Below are 20,802 nucleotides of genomic sequence, written 5' to 3'. Positions count from 1 at the left end.
CCGGTCATGTTCACCTTCGATCCGAAGCAAGGCCGAAACCAACCAGGGCACCTGCCCGCATCAGATCAGACAGGTTGGCCGCCAAGTCAAAACTGGGATCGGCAATGAGGCCTGCTTCGAGAGCCGCGACAACCGGCTCCTGGTCAGCCAAGGCCTGAATGAATTCGAGGCTGCCGCCCGGAATCGACCGAACCTCAACATCGGCGAACGGTCGAACGATCAGTGCGTCTTCGCCGCCGGCCGCGAGATCGACCGCAGCCGGAATGCCATCGCCGACATTCATCCGCCAGATCGTCAGCGCCGGGAATTGCGAGCGGACGAGGCGCAGCGAGGGATGCAGCGCAAGCCGGATCGCCGGAAGCTGATCGGACGCTATTGTCGCAAGCACCTCGGGGTCAATCGGCGAGGCCTCGGGCGCGTGATAGGCCTCCGTCCAGGCACGCTCGATGCGCGCAACATCGGCGAGATAGGGCAGCGCGGCGGCCGGCTCGAAGGTCCGGATGAAATCCGCAAAGCCCGCGCCATACGCGAGCATGATCGGCGAGCGCGGCGGCTCGAGTGCGATATGGGCCCGCGCCATCGCGCAGAAGAAATCGTCTCCGACCAGCCGGCGCACCGCCGGAAAGCCATCCTTGAGGGCCTCGATCAGGCCGGCCATCACATTGTTTCGATAGACGGCAAAGCGCTTGGGGTCCGGCTCGCCATCCGGACCGACCAAACCATGGGGAGTCGGCAGCGCAGCGTTCAGCAGAGCCGCCGCGAAGTCGGCCTGTCGTTCAGCGAGCGGTCGCATGACCGACGGCCTTGGCTTGGGCTGCGACCATGATCGCCTCGGCGCGATCGGCTTCGTCCTTGAGCACGGGCCACGGCGGCACCTCTGCATCCCACTCGATCAGCGTCGCAATCGGCCCCGTCCGCGCGACAGCATGGGCGTAGAGGTCCCAGACCGCGTCATCGACCGGGCGATTATGGGTGTCGATCAGAAGCAGGCGGCCCTTGTCATCGGCATCGCTGGTGTGGCCGGCGAGATGAATTTCGTGGACATGGACGAGCGGATAGGCGTCGAGATAGGCGAATGGATCGCACTGCTGATTGGTCGAGGCGACGTAGACGTTGTTGACGTCGAGCAGCAGGCCGCATCCGCTGCGCCGCACCACCTCCGCGATGAAGTCGATCTCCGAATAGGTGCTCTCGGCGAATGCGAGATATGTCGATGGATTTTCCAGAAGCATCTGCCGGCCAAGGGCATCCTGGACCTCGTCGATGTGCTCGACAACGCGAGCCAGGGCTTCGCCGGTATAGAGGACAGGCAGCAGATCGTTGAGAAACGCGCTGTCATGTGATGACCAGGCCAGATGCTCGGAGAACAGTCCGGGCGCATAGCGGCTGATCAGCCGCTTGAGACGCTGGATATGCTCTTGATCAAGCGGCCGGTCGGCGCCGATCGAAAGCCCGACGCCGTGCAGCGAGAGCGGATATCGCTCGCGAATCGCCGACAAATAGCGGTGCGGCGGGCCGCCCGCCCCCATGTAGTTTTCCGCATGGACCTCGAAGAATCCGATGTCGGGCCGCTGCTCGACGATCGTGCGGTAGTGCTCTGCCTTCAGCCCGACGCCGCCACGCGCCGGGATGCGGTCAGGGGTGCTTGACGATGGAAGCGACACGGCGGACCTCGAGATGGAGAGGGGGCGGGCGAGAGCGTCGTCCGCCCAAGCCAACGTCTCAGGCCTTCTTCGGGGTCAGGCTTCCCGGTCCGCTCGGTGTCTGAACGGTTGTGCAAGTGCCCTTCGGCTCGAGCTTGAACGCATTGCCCTGGTAGTTCACCGTGCTGGTGCCGGCGCAGCTCGTACCGGGTCCCGCATAGCAGTCGTTCTGCCCCTTCAGCGCCACGCCGTAGCACTTCTCCATCTTGCCGGACTTCACCGCCTTGGCGGTTTCGGCCTGTTTTTCCTTCATCATTTTCTCCATGTCGCCCTTCCCCATTTTTTCCATGCCACCTTGTGCGGTGGCCGGTGTAACGGTGAGCGATGCGATGGCCGTGACGAAGGCGCCGGTAACAAGTGCCGATAGCGTGCGATTGGACATATGGGTTCCTCCGGGGTTGCTTTGCGAGCCGATGCAAGGTTGCTTGCGGCGCACCGAAGCGGCCGCCTAAGGAAGGTTCGGCCGGAGAGCAGAAAGGTTACCTGGAATGGAAGATTCTCGGCAGCGGCCCCGCAGGCAGCCCCGCGTCAGCACGATGCATCGCATCCGCCGCACTCGTGGCCAACTGCAGGGAGATAGGTGCAGGATCGAATTGCTGACGGGATGGTGGCCCACATGACCGCGCTCGCCCGTCGTTACCCCGGAGCAGAAGCAAATTGACCGGTCCTGAACTCAAGAAATTGCGCGACGATCTCGGCGAGGCGATCGGACGGAAGCTGACGGCGGCTGACATGGCGAAGTTGTGCGGATTGCCGGCTGGCGGCGGCGCCGACACCATCCGCCGATGGGAGGTCAGTGGTCCGAGCCCGCAGGCCACCGAATTGCTGCGCGTGCTGGCGATGGCGAGCGAGCGCTATCCGATCCTTGAGAAGTTCGACATCTTCAATCGCCACGACGTCGCCGAACAGGATCGCCCGGCACGACGGCTCGCATTCCGCGAACAGATCCGCGACGACGTGCGGCGCCGGCTTGGCTGAGCAAGGCCTGCCTGGTTGACAGAGCCTTCACGCAAGCTTTGCGTTAAGCCTCTCTTCACTCTTCCCGTTAAGCGTCCGTTAGGCACAAGAAAGCGTTTCCGTGCCGATGGGTTGGGTTAACGGCTGCTGTCGTCTTCGAGTGACAGCATTTTATTCAAATTGGGTCTAGCTGCATGGCCTTAAGGATGGCGCCACCAAGCGGCGTCTCCCCATGACTTGTCCGGAGACTGACCCAATGAAGAAGTTCTTGCTCGCAACCGTCGCCGCCACCGTCGTCGCCTTGGGCGCGACCGCCCAGGCCGCCGACCTCGGCGCCCGGCCCTATTATCAGAAGGCGCCGCCCGCCCCTGTTTACGCCGCACCGCTCTACAACTGGACCGGCTTCTATATCGGCGGCCATCTCGGCGGCGTGTTCTCGGGCAGCGACAACACCTTCAACGGGCTCGCGCTCACCGACTCCAGCGCCCGCTTCATGGGCGGCGTGCAGGCCGGCTACGACTGGCAGTTGTCGACCAATTGGGTGATCGGCCTTGAAGGCCAGTATTCCTGGATCGGCAGCCACCAGCTCAACGCGATCTTCCCGAACGGCCTCGTCTACAACAACAACCAGCGCGGCATTGCGTCGGTCACGGGCCGCGTCGGCTACACCTGGGGTCCGGGCCTGATCTACGTGAAGGGCGGCTACGCCTATTCCGACAACAACGAGTCCGTGACGTCAGGCGGCGTGCCGGTCGCCTTCACGCTCAGCGACAATCACAACAACGGCTGGACCGTCGGCGCAGGCGCCGAATACATGTTCGCCCCGAGCTGGTCGGCGAAGGTCGAGTACCAGTATTACGACTTCGGCGACAGCCGGTTCACCAGCCCGGCATCGCTGGCGCCATTCGGCAGCTTCCACAATGACGAGCATACGGTGAAGGCGGGTCTCAACTACCGCTTCAACTTCGGCGGCCCGGCGGTCGCCCCGTACTGAGACCACTCGCCACAACCAGGCGTGGAAAAGGCCGGCTCACGCCGGCCTTTTTTGGTTCGCATACGTGCGTCGATCCCGGTACGCGGAAGAAAGCGGCAGCGGACCTCCGTCGCCCAAAAATCGCGCAGGCTGCCGCAATTTGCCCGATTTTGTTAACCGGCCACAACGATACTGCCGCGCGAGGAACATCCAAGGGTAGTGTGACCACGGGGACACGGGGCAATGGCGTTTCGGTTCAAGCTCGGCAAACTCAATCTCAAGCGTATCCGCCTTCCGCAGATGGGCGTCGGGGGCAGCCTGTTCGCGGCGTTCGCCGTCATCGCAGGCATGGCGCTCGTCATCAGCGCCGGCGCCGGCGTGGTCCTGCACCAGCTCGGCAGCACAATGACCAATCTCAGCGGCCGCGACATTCCGCGGCTTGCCGCCAGCCTGCAACTCGCTGCGCAGAGCGCCGCGCTTGCCGCCCAGGGACCCGGCCTGCTCGCCGTGCAGAGCGATGATGCACTCGCCGAGCACACGAAGAAGGTGCAGGAAGTTGCTCAGCTCACCAATGCCAAGCTTGGCGAGATCATCGAGCTTGGCGCCGACAAATCCGTCGTCAGCGCGCTTCAGGAGACGGTCAAGAACATCGACGAGGCAACCAAGAGCCTGATCGCGGCGGCACGCGAGCGGCTCGACGTCGGCGCGCTGCGCGGCAAGCAATACGACGCGCTGCGCAAGGCCCAGGCGGCGTTCGTCGCCGCCGCCAATCCTGCGATGCTCGACGCGCAGACGCGGCTCAACGCCATCCTCGCATCGGCCGAAGTGTCAGCGGATGACGCCACCGAGGCGGCCCGCACCGTCGGCCAGATCAGCAATGTGCTCGCCGCCGGCAATCTGATGGCGGCCGACATGACCGCGGCGCTCTCGGCCAGCTCCAGCGAGACGCTGGATGCGATCGAAACCGAGTTCAAGGCCGGGCGCGAACGCGTCAAGTCCAATCTGGAAGACCTGCCGAACAACCCGGCGATCGTCGCGGTGCGCGACACCGCGCAGAAGCTGCTGGCGCTCGGCGAAGGCAAGACCGGCGTGTTCAAGGTGCGCCAGAAGGAACTCGATTCGATCGACTACGGTCAGACCATCTTGGAGGAAACCCGCAAGCTCAATGTCGGGCTCGGCATCAGCGTCCAGCAGCTCGTCGACGGCGTGCAGAAGGAGACGGACAGCTCGACCTTCCAGGCACGGCAGCAGATCTCGCTCGCGACCATGGTGATGATCGGCCTCGGCGCGCTGACGCTGGTCGGCTCATTCCTGTTCGTCTGGCTCTATGTCGGGCGCAACATCCTGCGCCGCATCCGCGGCCTGCAGCGCTCGATGCAGTTGCTGTCCGACGGCGACCTCGACACCGAAATCCCGCAGAGCCGCCAGCGCGACGAGATCGCGGTGATGGCCGATGCGCTGCAAGTGTTTCGCGAGAGCATGCTGGAGGGCCGCGAGCTTACGGCCAGCCAGAACCAGGATCGCATCGCCAAGGCCGAGCGCGCCTCGCGCATGGAGACGCAGATCGCCGAGTTCGAATCCACGGTCCGCGCCGCGCTCGGCAGCCTGCAGTCCGCGGCGAACTCGATGCAGTCGACCGCACAGAGCATGTCGGCGACCGCCGATCAGTCCAGCGCGCTGGTGAGCGCGGTTGCGTCCGCGGCGGAGGAAACCTCGGTCAACGTGCAGACGGTGTCGGCCGGCACCGAGGAGCTGTCGTCATCGATCGCCGAAATCGGCCGCCAGGTCGTCACTTCCGCGGAGATCGCCCGCAAGGCGGTGGAGGAAGCCCGCGCCACCGATACCACGATGCAGGGGCTGGCGGACAACGCAACACGCATCAGCGTCGTGGTCGATCTGATCCAGACCATCGCTTCGCAGACCAACCTGCTTGCGCTCAACGCCACCATCGAGGCGGCGCGTGCCGGCGAGGCCGGCCGCGGCTTCGCGGTGGTCGCCTCCGAGGTGAAGAACCTCGCCAGCCAGACCGCAAAGGCGACCGAGGAGATCCGCCAGCAGATCGTCAGCATGCAGGAGGTGACGACCACGGCCGTCTCCGCGATCCGCAACATCTCGAGCACGATCGGCGAGATCAACGACGTCACCACCGCGATCGCCGCCGCGGTTGAGGAACAGGGCGCGGCGACCCGCGAGATCGCCCGCAACATCCAGCACGCCGCCGGCGGCACCAGCGAGGTGTCGAGCAACATCGTCGGCGTCAGCAACGCCTCCTCGGAGGCCGGCGCTGCCGCGGGCGAAGTGCTGAACGCCTCCGACGCGCTGCGCCATGAGGCCGACGTGCTGCGCTCGGAGATCGACGGCTTCCTGTCGAACATCCGCGCGGCGTAGGCGAGCGCGTCATTCCGGGGCGGTCCGTCAGAACCGCACCCGGAATTTCGAGATTCCGGGTGCGATGCTGCGCATCGCCCCGGAATGACGTGGCGGCTTCATCCGGGCCGCGGAATTCTCGCTTCTGACACACACCATTTCCGGGGACCGCCATCCCGATTTTCGGCTGGCGCGGCCGCCCGTGTCCCGCTAAGCCGGTAGCATGCATTCAAAGACCGACAGCATCCACTCCTCGGCAGAGGCACTGAGATACCCCTGGGAGAACCATCCCGGCCACGACCAGGTCGTGGAGGTGGCGCCCGGCGTGCTCTGGGCACGGTTGAAGCTGCCGTTCCGCCTCAACCACGTGAACATCTACCTGCTCGCCGACGGCGACGGCTGGACCATGGTGGATTCCGGCTTCGGCAACGAGGAATCGATCGCCGCCTGGACCACGCTGTTCGAGGGACCGCTCAGGCACGTCAAGGTCACCCGGCTGATCGTGACGCATTCGCATCCCGATCATGTCGGTCTCGCCGGCTGGATCACCGAGCGCTTCGACTGCCCGCTGTTCATGTCGCAGGTCGAATATCTGCAATCGGTCTATCACCAGAACCGCGGCACCGAGGAGCGGCGCAACGCGCAGCGGCTGTTCTTCCGCCGCCACGGCATGGACGAGGACCTGACCGAAAAGCTGCTCGGCCGCGGCCAGGACTATCTGAAGCGGGTGTCGGTGCTGCCGCCGTCCTATCACCGCCTCACCCATGGCGACGAGGTCGTGATCGGCGCGCGGCGGTTCAAGGTGATCACCGGCGGCGGGCACGCGCTCGACCAGGTGATGCTGTATTGCGCGGCCGACAAGCTGTTCCTCTCCGCCGACCAGGTGCTGAGCAAGATCTCGCCCAATGTCAGCGTCTGGGCGGTCGAGCCCGAGCAGAATTCGCTCGGCGAATATCTGGCCTCGCTGGCGAGCCTTACCACCACGCTGCCGTACGACGTGATGGTGCTGCCCGGCCATGGCGTGCCGTTCTACGGGCTGAAGACCCGGATCAAGCAGCTCGCCGATCACCACGAGGAGCGCTGCCGGCTGATCGCGGAGGCCTGCCGCGAGGTGCCGCAGACCTCCAAGGAGCTGGTGCCGGTCGTGTTCCATAAGCACGTGCTGGACGCTCACCAGATGGGCTTTGCCGCCGGCGAGTTGATCGCCCACGTCAATTACATGCTGGTCGAAGGTCGGCTGACGGCCGAGACGGCCGACGGGATGCTGCGCTTCCGCACCACCTGAGCGTCGGCGGCGCGCGCAAATTGCGCCGGCATCGCGCCGATTTGATCGAAACCAAGCCTGACCGGCTCGGCTAGGGCAATTTGCCCAAGGCGCCCGCGTGGCCAAATATGGGCGGGCAGATGGACATTGGAGCTGGAAAAGCTCTAAGAAGAAGCAACAATTCCGGTCAGGTTCCAGGTTCGCCGATGGACTACAGCCAGTTCTTCAACGCCGCCCTCAACCGCCTGCATGACGAGCGGCGCTATCGCGTCTTCGCCGACCTCGAGCGGATTGCGGGTCGCTTCCCGCACGCGACATGGCATTCGCCGAAGGGCCAGCGCGATGTCGTGATCTGGTGCTCCAACGACTATCTCGGCATGGGTCAGCACCCAAAAGTGGTCGGCGCCATGGTCGAGACCGCGACCCGGGTCGGCACCGGCGCCGGCGGCACCCGCAACATCGCCGGTACCCACCATCCGCTGGTGCAACTCGAGGCCGAGCTCGCCGATCTCCACGGCAAGCAAGCTGCGCTTCTGTTCACCTCGGGCTATGTCTCCAACCAGACCGGCATCTCCACGATCGCGAAGCTGATCCCGAACTGCCTGATCCTGTCCGACGCGCTGAACCACAACTCGATGATCGAGGGCGTTCGCCAGGCCGGCTGCGAGCGCCAGATCTTCCGCCACAACGACGTCGCGCATCTCGAAGAGCTGCTGATTGCCGCGGGCCCTGCCCGGCCCAAGCTGATCGCCTGCGAGAGCCTGTATTCGATGGACGGCGACGTCGCGCCGCTGGCGAAGATCTGCGATCTCGCCGACACATACGGTGCCATGACCTATGTCGACGAGGTTCACGCCGTCGGCATGTACGGCCCGCGCGGCGGCGGCATTGCCGAGCGCGACGGCGTGATGCACCGGATCGATGTCCTCGAGGGCACGCTCGCAAAGGCGTTCGGCTGTCTCGGCGGCTATATCGCCGGAAAGGCCGAGATCATCGACGCGGTGCGCTCCTACGCGCCGGGTTTCATCTTCACCACCGCGCTGCCGCCGGCGATCTGCTCGGCTGCGACCGCCGCGATCCGTCATCTCAAGACCTCGAACTGGGAGCGCGAGCGCCATCAGGACCGCGCCGCCCGCACCAAGGCGATCCTGACCGCCGCCGGCCTGCCCGTGATGTCGAGCGACACCCATATCGTGCCGCTGTTCGTCGGCGATCCCGAGAAATGCAAGCGCGCCTCCGACCTGCTGCTGGAGGAGCACGGCATCTATATCCAGCCGATCAACTATCCGACCGTCGCCAAGGGCACCGAGCGGCTGCGCATCACGCCCTCGCCCTACCATGACGACGGCCTGATCGACGCGCTGGCGGACGCGCTGCTGCAGGTCTGGGAGCGGCTTGGCCTGCCCCTCGGCAAGAAGGCGCTGGCGGCCGAGTAACCCTACTCCGTCCTGATCCCGAAATCGGGCCGGTCGTGCAGTGCGCGGCCGGCCCATTGCGTCTATAATCCGGCGCGCGGCCCTCTCCAGGGCCGGGAAGGGAGATGAGCAGCCAATGCTGCACGACTGGGGCGTGATCGTCACGGCGTTCGCGTATATCGGATTGCTGTTCTTCGTGGCCAGCCGCGGCGACAGGATGTCGCCCGACGAGCGCGGCCGTGCCAGCCAGTGGATCTATCCGCTGTCGCTCGCGATCTACTGCACCTCCTGGACCTTCTTCGGCTCGGTCGGCTTCGCGACCCGCACCAGCGTCGACTTCCTCGCGATCTATGTCGGTCCGATCGTCATGGTCGGGCTGTTCACGCCGCTGCTGCGCCGCGTGATCGCGCTAGCCAAGTCGCAGAACATCACCTCGATCGCCGACTTCATCGCCGCGCGCTACGGCAAGAGCCAGGCGGTGGCCGCCACGGTGGCGCTGATCGCGATCATCGGCTCGGTGCCCTATATCGCGCTGCAACTGAAGGCGATGGCCTCCTCGCTGGAGACGATCCTGAGCGAGGATCAGGCCTTCTCCAAGGTTCCGATCCTCGGCGACATCGCGCTGATGGTGACGCTCGCGATGGCGGTGTTCGCGGTGCTGTTCGGCACCCGCCACACCGACGCGACCGAGCACCAGCACGGCCTGATCCTGGCGATCGCCGCCGAATCCATCGTCAAGCTGGTTGCCTTCATCGCCGCCGGCGCCTTCGTCACCTTCTGGATGTTCTCGCCGGTCGAGCTCTACGAGCGCGCCCTGAAGACGCCGGAGGCGTTGCGCGCGATCGAGTATGTGCCATCGATCGGCAACTTCCTGATCATGACGTTGCTGTCGTTCGTCGCCGTCATGCTGCTGCCGCGCCAGTTCCATGTCAGCGTGGTGGAGAACTCGACCAGCGCAGATGTCAGCCGCGCGCGCTGGCTATTCCCGCTCTATCTCGTCGTGATCAACGTGTTCGTGATTCCGATCGCGATCGCCGGCCTGATCGTGTTCCCGTTCGGCGCCGTCGACGCCGACATGTTCGTGCTGGCGCTGCCGATCGAGGGCAATTCGCCGCTGCTCAGCCTCGCCGTGTTCGTCGGCGGCCTGTCGGCCGCGACCGCGATGGTGATCGTCGAATGCGTGGCGCTGTCGATCATGGTCTCCAACGACATCGTGCTGCCGCTGGTGCTGCCGCGCAGCGACGATGCCCGCGCGGGCCAGAAGGATTTCGGCGATTTCCTCCTGAAGGCGCGGCGCTTCTCGATCTTCGCCATCATGGTGATGGCCTATTTCTACTATCGCGCGCTCGGCAACACCCAGCTCGTCGCGATCGGCTTGTTGTCCTTTGCCGCGATCGCGCAGCTCGCGCCGGCATTCTTCGGCGGCCTGTTCTGGCGCCGCGCCACCGCCCGCGGCGCGATGGCGGGCATGCTGGTCGGCTTCGCGATGTGGCTCTACACGCTGTTCGCGCCGAGCTTCCTCGAAACCTCGACCACCGGCCTGATGCTGCTGCAACATGGGCCGTTCGGGATCGAGGCGCTGCGACCCCAGGCGCTGTTCGACGCCGACCTGCCGCCGCTGCTGCACGGCGTGCTGTGGAGCCTCGGGCTCAACATCCTCAGCTACGTGCTGTTCTCGCTGGCACGCGCGCCATCATCGATCGAGCTGCTGCAGGCCGACGTGTTCGTGCCCAATGCGCTGGCTCCGATCGCGCCGACGTTCCGGCGCTGGCGCAGCACCGTGACGGTGCAAGACATCCAGAGCACGGTGGCACAATATCTCGGCCCCGATCGCGCCCGGGAGGCATTCGCCGCCTTCGCGGCCGATCGCAACGGCGCGCTCGATCCGTCGGCGCCGGCTGACTTCGAATTGTTGCAGCATGCCGAGCGGTTGATCGCTTCGTCGATCGGCGCGGCGTCGTCGCGTCTCGTGATGTCGCTGATGCTGCAGCGGCGCACCGTGTCGGCCAAGGCCGCGCTGAAGCTGCTCGACGACTCCCACGCCGCGCTGCACTTCAACCGCGAGATCCTGCAGACCGCGCTCAACCATGTGCGCCAGGGCATCGCTGTGTTCGACGCCGACCTGCAGTTGATCTGCTCCAACCGCCAGTTCAGTGAGCTGCTGGCACTGCCGCCGCACCTGGTGCAGCTTGGCATCCCGCTGCCGGAGATCCTCGAATGCATGGGGGCGGTCAGCCCGCCGGCAACCGGCGACAGCGACAACCTGCTGGAGCAGCGGCTGCGCGCCTACACCACCGAGGGCGAGCCCTATCTGGAGCGCTTCACCGATCGCCATCTGGTGATCGAGGTGCGCGCCAACCGCATGCCGGGCGGCGGCCTCGTCATCACCTTCTCCGATGTCACGCCGAGCTTCGAGGCTGCCGAGGCGCTCGAGCGCGCCAATGCGACGTTGGAAAAGCGGGTGCGCGACCGCACCGAGGAGCTGACCCAGCTCAATTCGGAGCTCGCGCTCGCCAAGAGCGCCGCCGAGGACGCCAACGCGTCCAAGACCCGCTTCCTCGCCGCCGCGAGCCACGACATCCTGCAGCCGCTCAACGCGGCGCGGCTCTACGTGACAAGCCTGGTCGAGCGCCAGAACGGCGGCGAGGATTCGCGCCTGGTCGAGAATATCGACGATTCACTCGAGGCGATCGAGGACATTCTGGGCGCGCTGCTCGACATCTCCAGGCTCGACGCCGGCGCCATGACGCCGTCGATCTCGAGCTTCAGGATGGCCGACCTGATGCGTTCACTCGAGATCGAATTCGCGCCGATCGCCCGCGACAAGGGCCTCGATCTCCGCTTCGTGCCCTGCTCGCTGCCGGTCGAATCCGACCGCTCGCTGCTGCGCCGGCTGTTGCAGAATTTCATTTCCAACGCGATCAAATACACCCCGCGCGGCCGCGTGCTGGTCGGTTGCCGTCGCCGCGGCGATCGGCTCCAGATCGGCATCTACGACACCGGCGTCGGCATCCCCGTGCAGAAGCGCGGCGAGATCTTCAAGGAGTTCCATCGCCTCGAACAGGGCGCCCGGATCGCGCGCGGCCTCGGCCTCGGATTGTCGATCGTCGAGCGGCTGGCGCGGGTGCTCAACCACCGCATCGCGATCGATGCCAATACCAGCGGCGGCTCGGTGTTCTCGGTCAGCGTGCCGGTTGCGACTGCGATCAACCACACCGCGGCAGTCACCAGCGCCACGCCGCTGTCGAAGACGCCGATGAGCGGCGCGCGGATCGTCTGCATCGAGAACGATCCCGCCATCCTCGACGGCATGAAGACACTGCTGACGGCGTGGGACGCCGAGGTGATCGCGGTGACCGATTCGGATGCCGCCATCGGCGCGATCGAGACGGCCGGCGGTCGCGTCACCGGCGTGCTGGTCGACTATCATCTCGACCGCGGCAACGGCGTTGCCGCGATCCGCGAGATCCGCCGCCGCTTCGGTGACAACATCCCCGCGATCCTGATCACGGCCGACCGCAGCCCCGCGGTGCGCGCCGCCGCGCGCGAGGAGAGCATCGCGGTGCTGAACAAGCCGGTCAAACCGGCGTCGCTACGGGCGCTGCTCGGGCAATGGCGCACCCAGCAGATGGTCGCTGCGGAGTGAGTGCGACGGCGCGGTCCGGGCGAGCGTTTCGCTCTAAGAGCGCGATGAGATTGGTCGAGCGGCGCGGCATCGAAAGATCACCTCTCCCGTGGGAGAGGTGATCCGCATTTGCGCTCCAGTTCAGTTCGGTCCCATTCTGGCCGACGCAGGATGCCCTGGCACCTGAAAGCGCTTGCCCGTGTCGGTGACATCAGTTCCGTCGACCTTGAGGATCGAGAAGTCCTGGCTGAGGTAGTTCCCGACCAGGATATATTTTCCGTCAGGCGTAAAGACGGCAGCCTCGGGCAGTCCGCCGACGTCGATATCTCGAATCTTGGTCACTTTCTTGCCATCGATCTTCAGGACCGAGACGCTGCCGTTCTTCTCATGGAAGAACGCATTCTTCATGTTCGAGCCGCGCAGGATCACCGAGACCGCGAGATCGCCCTTCGGGCTGACGGCAAGCCCTTCCGGTCCGTCGCCGACCACCACGCGATCGATGATGCGCGGCGGCTTCGCTTCGAGATCGATGACGCTGGTCGTGTCGACGCTGCCGTCCGACGCGCCCGCGTTGCCGTTATCCGACGTCAGCGCGATCTTGCTGTTCGGCGTCACTGCGACGTTGTAAGGCCATTGACCGGCCGGCAGGTCGACCTTGCTGTAGGTGACCTTGTCGCCGGCGATATCGAGCACCGATATCTTGTGAGCGGGAAAGCGCGCGACCAGCGCGTGCTTGCCATCCGGCGCGAACGCGACATGCGCGACGCTGTCAGGCATCGAGACCGTGTCGGCGATCTTCACGTCGGTGCCGTTGACCGAAAGCACACTGATCGAATTGTCTCCGCGGTTGGCAACCAACGCCATCTTGCCGTCGGGACTGAAGCTCAACCCCGATGGCTGCTTTCCGCCGGGAATGGTCGCTGCCAGCTTGGGCGGGGTCGCCTTGAGATCGATCACATAGATCTTGTTGTCCGGCACCTGCTTCAGAGCGTCGCCGTCCTTCACCACGTCGACCGAGTCCGCGACCAGCGCCACCGTCCCGCTCGGATCGATATCGACATTGACGGGCGGGCCGACCACCGAATTCTTCAATGGGAGAGCAGCTACGATCTTCGGGTTCTCGGGGTCGGCGAGATCAACGATCAGCACCTGATCCTTGCCCGGCGCTGACAGCACCGGCTTGCCGTCGTCGTCCCACAACAACTTCTCGTCGAGGCCGACGATCATCAACGGCTTGGCCCGAGCACAGCTAAAAGAGCCGGCACCGAGCAGGATTGCCGCAGCCAGCGACAATCCGGCGACACGAGTTGCAGAGATCATGGCGTTCTCCCCAAAAGCACGCAGCCTCTCACGGGCCGGTGCCGGGCAGGATAGCCGGTTTTCGAGCCCCGCGCACTTTGAGGGAAAATCCGGACACTTGGCGGAAGCCTGCGATCGGCCACGCATTCCCGCCTTCGCTCGGCGCAACGCCTTGGTTCGAGCCCGGCAATCGGAATTGGAGTTGACTACGTCGTCGGCGTGCCCTGGCGCCACTGGCCGCCGGCGATCTTCGCGGCAGCGATCACGGCTTGCGTCCGGCTCTCGACGCCGAGCTTCTGCAGGATGGCCGAGACGTGAGCCTTGATGGTCGCCTCGGAGACGCCGAGCTCGTAGGCGATCTGCTTGTTGAGCAGCCCCTCCGACAGCATCATCAGGACCCGCACCTGCTGCGGGGTCAGCGTCACGAGGCGGTCGCGCAGCCGCGTCATGTCGGGATCGCCGGCCGCGGAGAGATCGGTGTCCGGCGGAACCCAGACGTCGCCCTCCATCACCTTCATGATCGCATCACGCAGCGTCTCCACGCCGAAGCGCTTGGGGATAAAACCCGAGGCGCCGAAATCGAGCGAACGACGGATGGTTCCGGCATCATCGCTGGCAGAGACGATGACCACCGGGATCGCCGGATACTGCGCCCGCAGATAGATCAGGCCGGAGAAGCCACTGATCCCCGGCATTGTCAGGTCGAGCAGGATCAGGTCGACGTCGGAGTCACGCTCCAGCAGCGCGGTCAGATCCTCGAATGATCCAGCCTCGCTGATCGTGGCCGAACTCACGACACTCGACACCGCCTGGCGCAACGCATCGCGGAACAGCGGATGGTCGTCGGCAATGACAAGATGAGAATTGGCAACAGCAGTCATCTCAATCCCATAAGCGGGTGTTGGCCAACCCGCGCAACTTGGTTGTCCCCCGCGCGGCAGTATCACGCAAGTGCTTGATAATGCCAGATGCCAACGCAGTTAACCCGCTGAGCTTGTGCGCTGCAATAGAACTACGCGGATGCGTTCCATCCCGCTCAGCTTCCCGACGATAAGCCGAAGGCGTGGGAAAGCCAAAAGTCTTATTGGGAGGGGTTTCACTGCGATGTTACCCTGAAATTAGGCCTATGACTTGATCTGACCGAACCCGGCAGGTGGGGCATCACGGCAGCGATAAAATCGGGGGGATTAATCCAGATGTCCACAATGACTGCAACTTCCGGGCGGTCCGCCGGCATGACGAAGGACGAACGCTTCGTCATCCTGGCCTCGTCGCTCGGTACCGTCTTCGAGTGGTACGACTTCTATCTTTATGGATCCCTCGCTGGCATCATCGGCGCACAGTTCTTCTCCGATTATCCGCCGGCAACCCGGGACATCTTTGCGCTGCTGGCCTTTGCCGCAGGCTTCCTGGTCCGCCCGTTCGGCGCCATCGTGTTCGGTCGCGTCGGCGACCTCGTCGGCCGCAAATACACCTTCCTCGTCACCATCCTGATCATGGGCCTGTCGACTTTCATCGTCGGCCTGCTGCCCAACGCCAAGACCATCGGGTTCGCGGCGCCGGTCATCCTGATCGGCCTCCGCCTGCTGCAGGGCCTTGCGCTCGGTGGTGAGTATGGCGGTGCGGCGACCTACGTCGCCGAGCATGCCCCGCAGGGCAAGCGCGGATACTACACCTCGTTCATCCAGACCACGGCGACGCTCGGCCTGTTCCTCTCGCTCCTGGTGATCCTGTTCACGCGAAGCATCACCGGCGAAAAGGCGTTTGCCGAATGGGCCTGGCGCATCCCGTTCCTGGTGTCGGTGCTGCTGCTCGGAATCTCGGTCTGGATCCGTCTGCGGTTGAATGAATCGCCGGTGTTCCAGCGGATGAAGGACGAGGGCAAGAGCTCCAAGGCGCCGCTGACCGAAGCCTTCGCCAACTGGTCCAACGCCAAGATCGTGCTGCTTGCGCTGCTCGGCGGCACCATGGGCCAGGGTGTGGTCTGGTACACGGGCCAGTTCTATGCGCTGTTCTTCCTGCAATCGATCCTGAAGGTCGACGGCTACACCTCGAACCTGCTGATCGCCTGGTCGCTGCTGTTCGGAACCGGCTTCTTCATCGTGTTCGGCGCGCTGTCGGACCGGATCGGCCGCAAGCCAATCATTCTTGCGGGCTGCGCCATCGCCGCACTGACCTTCATTCCGATCTTCAAGATGATCACGACCAACGCCAACCCGGCGCTGGAAAAGGCGATCGAAGCCACCAAGGTCGAGGTGGTCGCCGATCCCGCGGGCTGCGGCGACCTGTTCAATCCGGTCGGCACCCGCGTCTTCACCGCGCCCTGCGACGTCGCTCGCGCCTTCCTCGCCCAGTCATCGGTCAAGTACTCGACGACATCCGGCGCGGCCGGGTCGGGCGTGAAGGTCGTCGTCAACGGCAAGGATGTCCCCTATCCCGACGCCAAGGCCGGCAATCCCGCAGTCTCCGCGGCGATCGCGGCCGCCGGCTACCCCAAAGCAGGTGACGCCAGCATCGTGAAGATGGCACATCCGTTCGACATCTTCCGCCCGCAGGTCGCTGCGGTCATCGGTCTGCTGTTCATCCTGGTGATCTTCGTCACCATGGTCTACGGCCCGATCGCCGCAATGCTGGTCGAGTTGTTCCCGACCAAGATCCGCTACACCTCGATGTCGCTGCCCTATCACATCGGCAACGGCTGGTTCGGCGGTCTGCTGCCCGCGACCGCGTTCGCGATCGTGGCCTCGACCGGCGACATCTATGCCGGCCTCTGGTACCCGATCATCTTCGCGGCGATCACCGCGGTGGTCGGCACGATCTTCCTGCCGGAAACCAAGGACGTCGATATCAGCAGGACCTGATCGGGCTGACGTAGCCATCTTGATCGATCGGCCGCGGAGCGATCCGCGGCCAACGTCATTTCGGGCAAGGCGCGAACGCTCGAGCCGGCCTCGATAAGGTCATGCCCTCGTCGTGCCGATGAATTGCAGCACGATCTCGCGCCGGTGCGGGCGGGCGCGGTGCTCGATCAAATAGATGCCCTGCCAGGTGCCGAGCGCCATCTCGCCGTCGAGCACAGGGATCTGCAGCGAGGTCCCCGTCAGCATGGTCTTGATGTGTGCGGGCATGTCGTCGGGACCCTCGGTGTCGTGACGCCAGCCGCCATTTTCCGGCGCGACGCGGTCGAGCGCCGTCATCAGGTCGATCAGTACAGTCGGATCGGCATTCTCCTGGATCGTCAGCGACGCCGAGGTATGCCGAATGAACAGCGTCACCGCGCCCTCGGTCGCACGCGCCTCGCGCAGGAATTTTGCAACCTCGCGCGTGATGTCGGTGAAGCCGGCGCCCGACGTTTCGACCATCAATCGCGACGACACGATGCTGGTTGCCGCGATGGAGGACGGTGCCGAGCGCGTGACGGTCTTCGGTGTCGTCATTTGAACTCTTTCAACCCGTCGTCCCGGCGAAAGCCGGGACCGATACGCCGCGGCCCCCAGTTACGAAGATTTGGAGTTGCCAGCTCAGCCACCCAACTCTCAGCGGTGGTTATGGGTCCCGGCCTTCGCCGGGACGACGCAGCGGAGAGAGCCGCCTCAAATCTTGCCGCCGTTGGCGTCGCGCTGCACGCGGTTGGCCATCTCGATCAGCCTCCGCCATGCCCGCTCCAGGAACGACATCACGCGATCCATGTCGCGATCGCTCGGCAGCGGAATCTCGATCTTGCGCTCGCCCTCCGCCGTCTTCGGCTCCGCCTTCTTCAGCGAGTCGGACTTCGGCAATGCCTCGTCGGTCTTGCCCGTGGCCGGTTCGCGCGCCGCAAGCTCGGCCTTCAATCTCTCATTGTCGGCCTGCAGCCGCCCGATCTCGGCATCCATCGCGGCGCGCTCGTCCGGCACCGCATAGCAGGACCATCCGGAGCCGGAATTGGTGCAAGTCGACACCGCGCCGGTGCGCGTGTCGAGCCGCAGGAAGCCATCACCTGCCGGAGACAGCGCGTAGCGGCCGTTCTCGGTGTCGGGCGCGGCAGCCGGCTGCGCTGCTGCCGCGCTGCCGATCAGCAACGCGGCCGCCGCAATCGCGACGGAGAATTTCGAGGAAGGCGCCGCTGTCGGCATGGCTTGCTCCGCCTCAACCTGATCCCGCACCGCCTGGGCATGCTCCGCCTCGAACATCACTGCCCATTCCACCGATCATGCTTCAACGTTCGAGCTATAGGGCTTGCGACCTGACTTCAACGCATCTTCCAGCAATTCGATCCGGTCCTGGCCCCAGAACACTTCGCCGTCGAGCACATAGCCCGGCGAGCCGAACACATCGGCGGTCAGCGCATCTTGCCGGTTCTGCTCATAGGCCGCGCTGATCGCCTCTGTGCCCGCGCGCTCTACGAGCCGTTGGCCGGGCAGACCGGCCTCGTCAGCGAGCTTCACCAGAGTCGCAGGATCGGCCAGATTGAGCTGGAGCTCCCAGACTGCGGGATAGGCCCTCTGCAGATAAGGCTGGGGATTAAGGCCCGCCTCGAGCGCCGCGATCACGATGCCATCGGCGAGGCGTGGATTGAACGGCCAGTTCGCCGGCTGCAGATGGAAACTCAGCCCGCGCTTATCGCGCCAGCGCTGCAACTCGATCATCCGATAGCGCTGGCGCACCGGATGGCGCTGCGCGAGCGGCAGCCCGCCAGTCTCCGAAAACAGATCGACCAACAAGACCGGCCGGTAATTTACCTCAAGATTATAGGCACTTACGAGTTCAACAAACGGCCGGTGGCCGATATAGGCCCACGGTGATTGCAGCGAGAAGTAGTAGTCGATCTGGCGCGCCATGCGAATTTCCGATTGCAAACGAGGAGGGGCGTTTTCGCCATCCCAACAGAGCTGCGAAACCGGCACAAGATCGCTTCATTGCATACAAGCTGTTGCGCTGCGATCACTGCGTCACTCTGACCTTGAATATCTCCAAATAAATCCAGCGAAATCAAAGCAATAACCCGTGACGACGCAATCTTGACTTGATTAGACGCGGTAAGTATGGTCCGCGCGGCTTTTGACGGGGACGGGCGCAATTTCCATCATCCGCGGCATCGGTTAGTGTTTGCAGCATGGCTGGAAACAATAACCACGGCGCAGATGGAAGTCGCGATCAATCGCCTCCCGACGAAGCTGCGCTTTCCGCAAGGCTCGGAAGTCTCGATCATCGGTTGTCTGAAATTCGCGACAGCCGGAAGAGCAAGACTGATCAATCCGGTACTGAAGGCGGGGACAGTGCGGCCAGAGCTTCGGCGATGGCGCTCGGTTTTCGTCTTTCCTCGGAGCTGATCGCGGGCGTTGCCGTCGGGGCGGCGATTGGCTGGGGAATCGACCGTTGGCTGTCGATATCGCCATTCGGCTTCATCGTGTTCATGCTGCTCGGCTTCGTCGCCGGCGTGGTCAACGTGGTGAGGTCTGCGGGCGTGGCCTCAGGCAAGCGTTGAGCGCTGGCGGGAAGTCATGACATTTGAAATTCGATAACCGGCAGGATGGCCGGTGGACCAAGAGCCGCGCGGATGAAAATCGACCCGATCCATCAGTTCAACATCGAGCCCCTCTTCACGCTCGGCCACATCGGCAATCACACGATCGCCTTCACCAATTCGTCGCTCTTTATGTTCATCGCGGTTCTCTTGACCGCGCTGCTGATGCTGGCGACCGGCCGCGATATGGTTCCGGGACGGCTGCAGTCGATCGCCGAAATTTCCTACGAGTTCGTCGCCTCGACGATTCGCAGCACGGCCGGCGCGGAAGGCATGAAGTTCTTCCCGTTGATCTTCTCGATCTTCATGTTCCTCTGTGTCTCGAACCTGGTCGGCGTCGTCCCCTACACCTTCACGGTGGCGAGCCACCTGATCGTCACCGGGGCGCTGGCGCTGATGGTGTTCTTCACGGTGCTGATCTACGGCCTCTACAAGAACGGTCTGAAATTCTTCAAGATCTTCGTTCCCTCCGGCGTTCCGATCTACATCCTGCCGCTGGTGATGTTCATCGAGATCCTGTCCTTCTTCCTGCGGCCGGTCTCTCACAGCGTCCGACTGTTCGCCAACATGCTCGCCGGCCACATCGCGCTGAAGGTGTTCGCGGGCTTCGTCGCGATGCTCGGCTTCTCGCTCGGTGCGCTCGGCTGGGTCGGCGGCGTGCTGCCGCTGGCGCTCACGATTTCGCTGTACGCTCTCGAAATCCTGGTCGCGTTCCTGCAGGCCTATGTGTTTGCGATCCTGACCTGCATCTACCTCAACGACGCCATTCATCCGGGACACTAAGCGGTCCGGGGAATCTCCACCCACCAATCTGTCTATCTTCCTCAAGGAGCTAAAAATGGAACCGGCAGCAGCTAAACTTATCGGCGCGGGCATCGCGTGCATCGGCATGGGCGGTGCGGGCGTCGGCGTGGGCATCATCTTCGGCAACTACCTTGCCGCTGCGGTGCGTAACCCGTCGGCCGCGCAGGGCCAGTTCGGCAACCTGATCTTCGGCTTCGCCGTGACCGAAGCGCTCGGCATCTTCTCGCTGCTGATCGCGCTGCTGCTGCTGTTCGTTCCGCTCTGAGCGGCACCCCTTCGCGCCGCCTTCGGGCGGCGCGCATGACTGCAACAGGAGAACACCATGGCTGAGAGTCATGGCGAGGCAAAAGGCCAGAATGCCGGTGGCCACACCGAGGCCGATGGGGGAGCTCACGGCGGAACCTTTCCGCCGTTCGATTCCTCCAATTTCGCCTCGCAGCTTGTGTCGCTGGCGATTGCGTTCGTCGCGCTCTACGTGATCGTGTCGCGTATCGCACTGCCGCGCGTCGGTGGGACGATCGATGCACGCCAGAACAAGATCGAAGGTGACCTGGCCCAGGCGCAGAAGCTGAAGGACGAGTCCGACGCTGCGCTGAAGGCCTATGAGAGCGAACTGGCGAACGCCCGCGCCCGCGCGCAGGCGATCGGCAACGAGACCCGCGAGAAGCTGAACGCGGCCTCCGAAGCCGAGCGCAAGGCGTTGGAAGACAAACTGGCGGTGAAGCTTGCCGACGCCGAGAAGCAGATCGCGGCGACCCGGGCGAGCGCCATGAGCAACGTCCGCGGCATCGCGGCCGATGCGGCCGGCGCCATCGTTCAGCGGCTGGCCGGCGTCTCGCCGGACGCGAATGCGGTCAACAGCGCCGTCGACGCTTCGCTGAAGGGATAG

19 protein-coding genes are annotated in these 20,802 nt (G+C 64.4%); 11 read left to right on the top strand and 8 right to left on the bottom strand.

Features of this window, described 5'->3' with window-relative positions; genetic code table 11:
• Positions 1-10: 10 nt before the first annotated feature.
• From P6U30_RS05070 to P6U30_RS05060, 3 genes are read right to left on the bottom strand one after another with little or no spacing between them, the layout of a single operon-like run.
• Positions 11-793, bottom strand: coding sequence for a DUF2063 domain-containing protein (locus P6U30_RS05070; RefSeq protein WP_407168430.1), 783 nt, complete (start codon positions 791-793; stop codon positions 11-13).
• Positions 777-1,664 (bottom strand): DUF692 domain-containing protein, encoded by an 888-nt coding sequence (locus P6U30_RS05065; protein ID WP_407168429.1) that lies wholly within the window; start codon positions 1,662-1,664, stop codon positions 777-779. The genes P6U30_RS05070 and P6U30_RS05065 overlap by 17 nt, the downstream gene beginning before the upstream one ends.
• A 58-nt stretch (positions 1,665-1,722) precedes the next feature.
• Complete coding sequence (locus P6U30_RS05060; protein ID WP_407168428.1) at positions 1,723-2,085, bottom strand: DUF2282 domain-containing protein; 363 nt, start codon at positions 2,083-2,085, stop codon at positions 1,723-1,725.
• A gap of 275 nt (positions 2,086-2,360) precedes the next feature.
• On the opposite strand from P6U30_RS05060, the gene P6U30_RS05055 reads away from it, so the two are divergent.
• The 6 genes from P6U30_RS05055 to P6U30_RS05030 all read left to right on the top strand — a co-directional run bounded on the left by P6U30_RS05055 (position 2,361) and on the right by P6U30_RS05030 (position 12,325).
• Positions 2,361-2,681 carry a hypothetical protein gene (locus P6U30_RS05055; RefSeq protein ID WP_407168427.1) on the top strand — a complete coding sequence of 107 codons (321 nt, stop codon included), beginning with the start codon at positions 2,361-2,363 and terminating at the stop codon, positions 2,679-2,681.
• Positions 2,682-2,916: 235 nt separating this feature from the next.
• A complete protein-coding gene (locus tag P6U30_RS05050; protein WP_407168426.1) occupies positions 2,917-3,654 on the top strand; it encodes an outer membrane beta-barrel protein in 738 nt (245 codons plus the stop codon).
• 222 nt (positions 3,655-3,876) lie between these two features.
• Entirely contained in the window at positions 3,877-6,021 is a 2,145-nt protein-coding gene (locus P6U30_RS05045; RefSeq protein WP_407168425.1) for a methyl-accepting chemotaxis protein, read from the top strand.
• 202 nt (positions 6,022-6,223) lie between these two features.
• On the top strand, positions 6,224-7,285 hold the full coding sequence (locus tag P6U30_RS05040; protein WP_407150313.1) for an MBL fold metallo-hydrolase: 1,062 nt from the start codon (positions 6,224-6,226) through the stop codon (positions 7,283-7,285).
• Positions 7,286-7,470: 185 nt separating this feature from the next.
• A complete protein-coding gene (gene hemA / locus P6U30_RS05035) occupies positions 7,471-8,700 on the top strand; it encodes a 5-aminolevulinate synthase (RefSeq protein ID WP_407168424.1) in 1,230 nt (409 codons plus the stop codon).
• A 115-nt stretch (positions 8,701-8,815) separates the two neighbouring features.
• Positions 8,816-12,325: a NahK/ErcS family hybrid sensor histidine kinase/response regulator gene (locus P6U30_RS05030; protein ID WP_407170355.1), complete on the top strand. Its 3,510-nt coding sequence runs from the start codon at positions 8,816-8,818 to the stop codon at positions 12,323-12,325.
• Between the two features lie 120 nt (positions 12,326-12,445).
• On the opposite strand, the gene P6U30_RS05025 is transcribed toward P6U30_RS05030, so the two are convergent.
• Positions 12,446-13,624 carry a YncE family protein gene (locus P6U30_RS05025; RefSeq protein ID WP_407168423.1) on the bottom strand — a complete coding sequence of 393 codons (1,179 nt, stop codon included), beginning with the start codon at positions 13,622-13,624 and terminating at the stop codon, positions 12,446-12,448.
• Positions 13,625-13,809: 185 nt separating this feature from the next.
• Complete coding sequence (locus tag P6U30_RS05020; protein WP_280982854.1) at positions 13,810-14,484, bottom strand: response regulator transcription factor; 675 nt, start codon at positions 14,482-14,484, stop codon at positions 13,810-13,812.
• Between the two features lie 354 nt (positions 14,485-14,838).
• On the opposite strand from P6U30_RS05020, the gene P6U30_RS05015 reads away from it, so the two are divergent.
• Entirely contained in the window at positions 14,839-16,464 is a 1,626-nt protein-coding gene (locus P6U30_RS05015) for an MFS transporter (RefSeq protein ID WP_407170354.1), read from the top strand.
• Positions 16,465-16,563: 99 nt separating this feature from the next.
• Here the strand turns inward: P6U30_RS05015 and P6U30_RS05010 are convergent, their stop codons facing one another.
• From P6U30_RS05010 to P6U30_RS05000, 3 genes are all read right to left on the bottom strand, one after another.
• A complete protein-coding gene (locus P6U30_RS05010) occupies positions 16,564-17,040 on the bottom strand; it encodes a secondary thiamine-phosphate synthase enzyme YjbQ (protein ID WP_407168422.1) in 477 nt (158 codons plus the stop codon).
• Between the two features lie 156 nt (positions 17,041-17,196).
• On the bottom strand, positions 17,197-17,718 hold the full coding sequence (locus tag P6U30_RS05005; protein WP_407168421.1) for a hypothetical protein: 522 nt from the start codon (positions 17,716-17,718) through the stop codon (positions 17,197-17,199).
• Between the two features lie 75 nt (positions 17,719-17,793).
• Positions 17,794-18,423 carry a 2-hydroxychromene-2-carboxylate isomerase gene (locus P6U30_RS05000; RefSeq protein WP_407168420.1) on the bottom strand — a complete coding sequence of 210 codons (630 nt, stop codon included), beginning with the start codon at positions 18,421-18,423 and terminating at the stop codon, positions 17,794-17,796.
• Between the two features lie 275 nt (positions 18,424-18,698).
• On the opposite strand from P6U30_RS05000, the gene P6U30_RS04995 reads away from it, so the two are divergent.
• From P6U30_RS04995 to P6U30_RS04980, 4 genes are all read left to right on the top strand, one after another.
• A complete protein-coding gene (locus tag P6U30_RS04995; RefSeq protein WP_407168419.1) occupies positions 18,699-19,070 on the top strand; it encodes an AtpZ/AtpI family protein in 372 nt (123 codons plus the stop codon).
• Positions 19,071-19,142: 72 nt separating this feature from the next.
• Complete coding sequence (locus tag P6U30_RS04990; protein ID WP_407168418.1) at positions 19,143-19,892, top strand: F0F1 ATP synthase subunit A; 750 nt, start codon at positions 19,143-19,145, stop codon at positions 19,890-19,892.
• Between the two features lie 55 nt (positions 19,893-19,947).
• Positions 19,948-20,178 carry a F0F1 ATP synthase subunit C gene (locus tag P6U30_RS04985; protein ID WP_016847054.1) on the top strand — a complete coding sequence of 77 codons (231 nt, stop codon included), beginning with the start codon at positions 19,948-19,950 and terminating at the stop codon, positions 20,176-20,178.
• A 57-nt stretch (positions 20,179-20,235) separates the two neighbouring features.
• Positions 20,236-20,802 (top strand): F0F1 ATP synthase subunit B, encoded by a 567-nt coding sequence (locus tag P6U30_RS04980; RefSeq protein WP_407168417.1) that lies wholly within the window; start codon positions 20,236-20,238, stop codon positions 20,800-20,802.

The sequence above is a fragment of the Bradyrhizobium sp. ORS 111 genome (genome assembly GCF_045571485.1).
Classification (GTDB): domain Bacteria; phylum Pseudomonadota; class Alphaproteobacteria; order Rhizobiales; family Xanthobacteraceae; genus Bradyrhizobium.
This window is presented reverse-complemented; position numbering and strand designations above follow the sequence as displayed.

Bases quoted from the DNA above. Each gene is read 5' to 3' on its own strand.
- P6U30_RS04990 (WP_407168418.1), top strand. From the start codon at position 19,143: ATGAAAATCGACCCGATCCATCAGTTCAACATCGAGCCCCTCTTCACG.
- P6U30_RS05070 (WP_407168430.1), bottom strand. From the start codon at position 793: ATGCGACCGCTCGCTGAACGACAGGCCGACTTCGCGGCGGCTCTGCTG.
- P6U30_RS05040 (WP_407150313.1), top strand. From the start codon at position 6,224: ATGCATTCAAAGACCGACAGCATCCACTCCTCGGCAGAGGCACTGAGA.
- P6U30_RS04995 (WP_407168419.1), top strand. From the start codon at position 18,699: ATGGCTGGAAACAATAACCACGGCGCAGATGGAAGTCGCGATCAATCG.
- P6U30_RS04985 (WP_016847054.1), top strand. From the start codon at position 19,948: ATGGAACCGGCAGCAGCTAAACTTATCGGCGCGGGCATCGCGTGCATC.
- P6U30_RS05045 (WP_407168425.1), top strand. From the start codon at position 3,877: ATGGCGTTTCGGTTCAAGCTCGGCAAACTCAATCTCAAGCGTATCCGC.
- P6U30_RS05015 (WP_407170354.1), top strand. From the start codon at position 14,839: ATGACGAAGGACGAACGCTTCGTCATCCTGGCCTCGTCGCTCGGTACC.
- P6U30_RS05005 (WP_407168421.1), bottom strand. From the start codon at position 17,718: ATGCCGACAGCGGCGCCTTCCTCGAAATTCTCCGTCGCGATTGCGGCG.
- P6U30_RS04980 (WP_407168417.1), top strand. From the start codon at position 20,236: ATGGCTGAGAGTCATGGCGAGGCAAAAGGCCAGAATGCCGGTGGCCAC.
- P6U30_RS05030 (WP_407170355.1), top strand. From the start codon at position 8,816: ATGCTGCACGACTGGGGCGTGATCGTCACGGCGTTCGCGTATATCGGA.
- P6U30_RS05060 (WP_407168428.1), bottom strand. From the start codon at position 2,085: ATGTCCAATCGCACGCTATCGGCACTTGTTACCGGCGCCTTCGTCACG.
- P6U30_RS05010 (WP_407168422.1), bottom strand. From the start codon at position 17,040: ATGACGACACCGAAGACCGTCACGCGCTCGGCACCGTCCTCCATCGCG.
- hemA (WP_407168424.1), top strand. From the start codon at position 7,471: ATGGACTACAGCCAGTTCTTCAACGCCGCCCTCAACCGCCTGCATGAC.
- P6U30_RS05050 (WP_407168426.1), top strand. From the start codon at position 2,917: ATGAAGAAGTTCTTGCTCGCAACCGTCGCCGCCACCGTCGTCGCCTTG.
- P6U30_RS05000 (WP_407168420.1), bottom strand. From the start codon at position 18,423: ATGGCGCGCCAGATCGACTACTACTTCTCGCTGCAATCACCGTGGGCC.
- P6U30_RS05025 (WP_407168423.1), bottom strand. From the start codon at position 13,624: ATGATCTCTGCAACTCGTGTCGCCGGATTGTCGCTGGCTGCGGCAATC.
- P6U30_RS05020 (WP_280982854.1), bottom strand. From the start codon at position 14,484: ATGACTGCTGTTGCCAATTCTCATCTTGTCATTGCCGACGACCATCCG.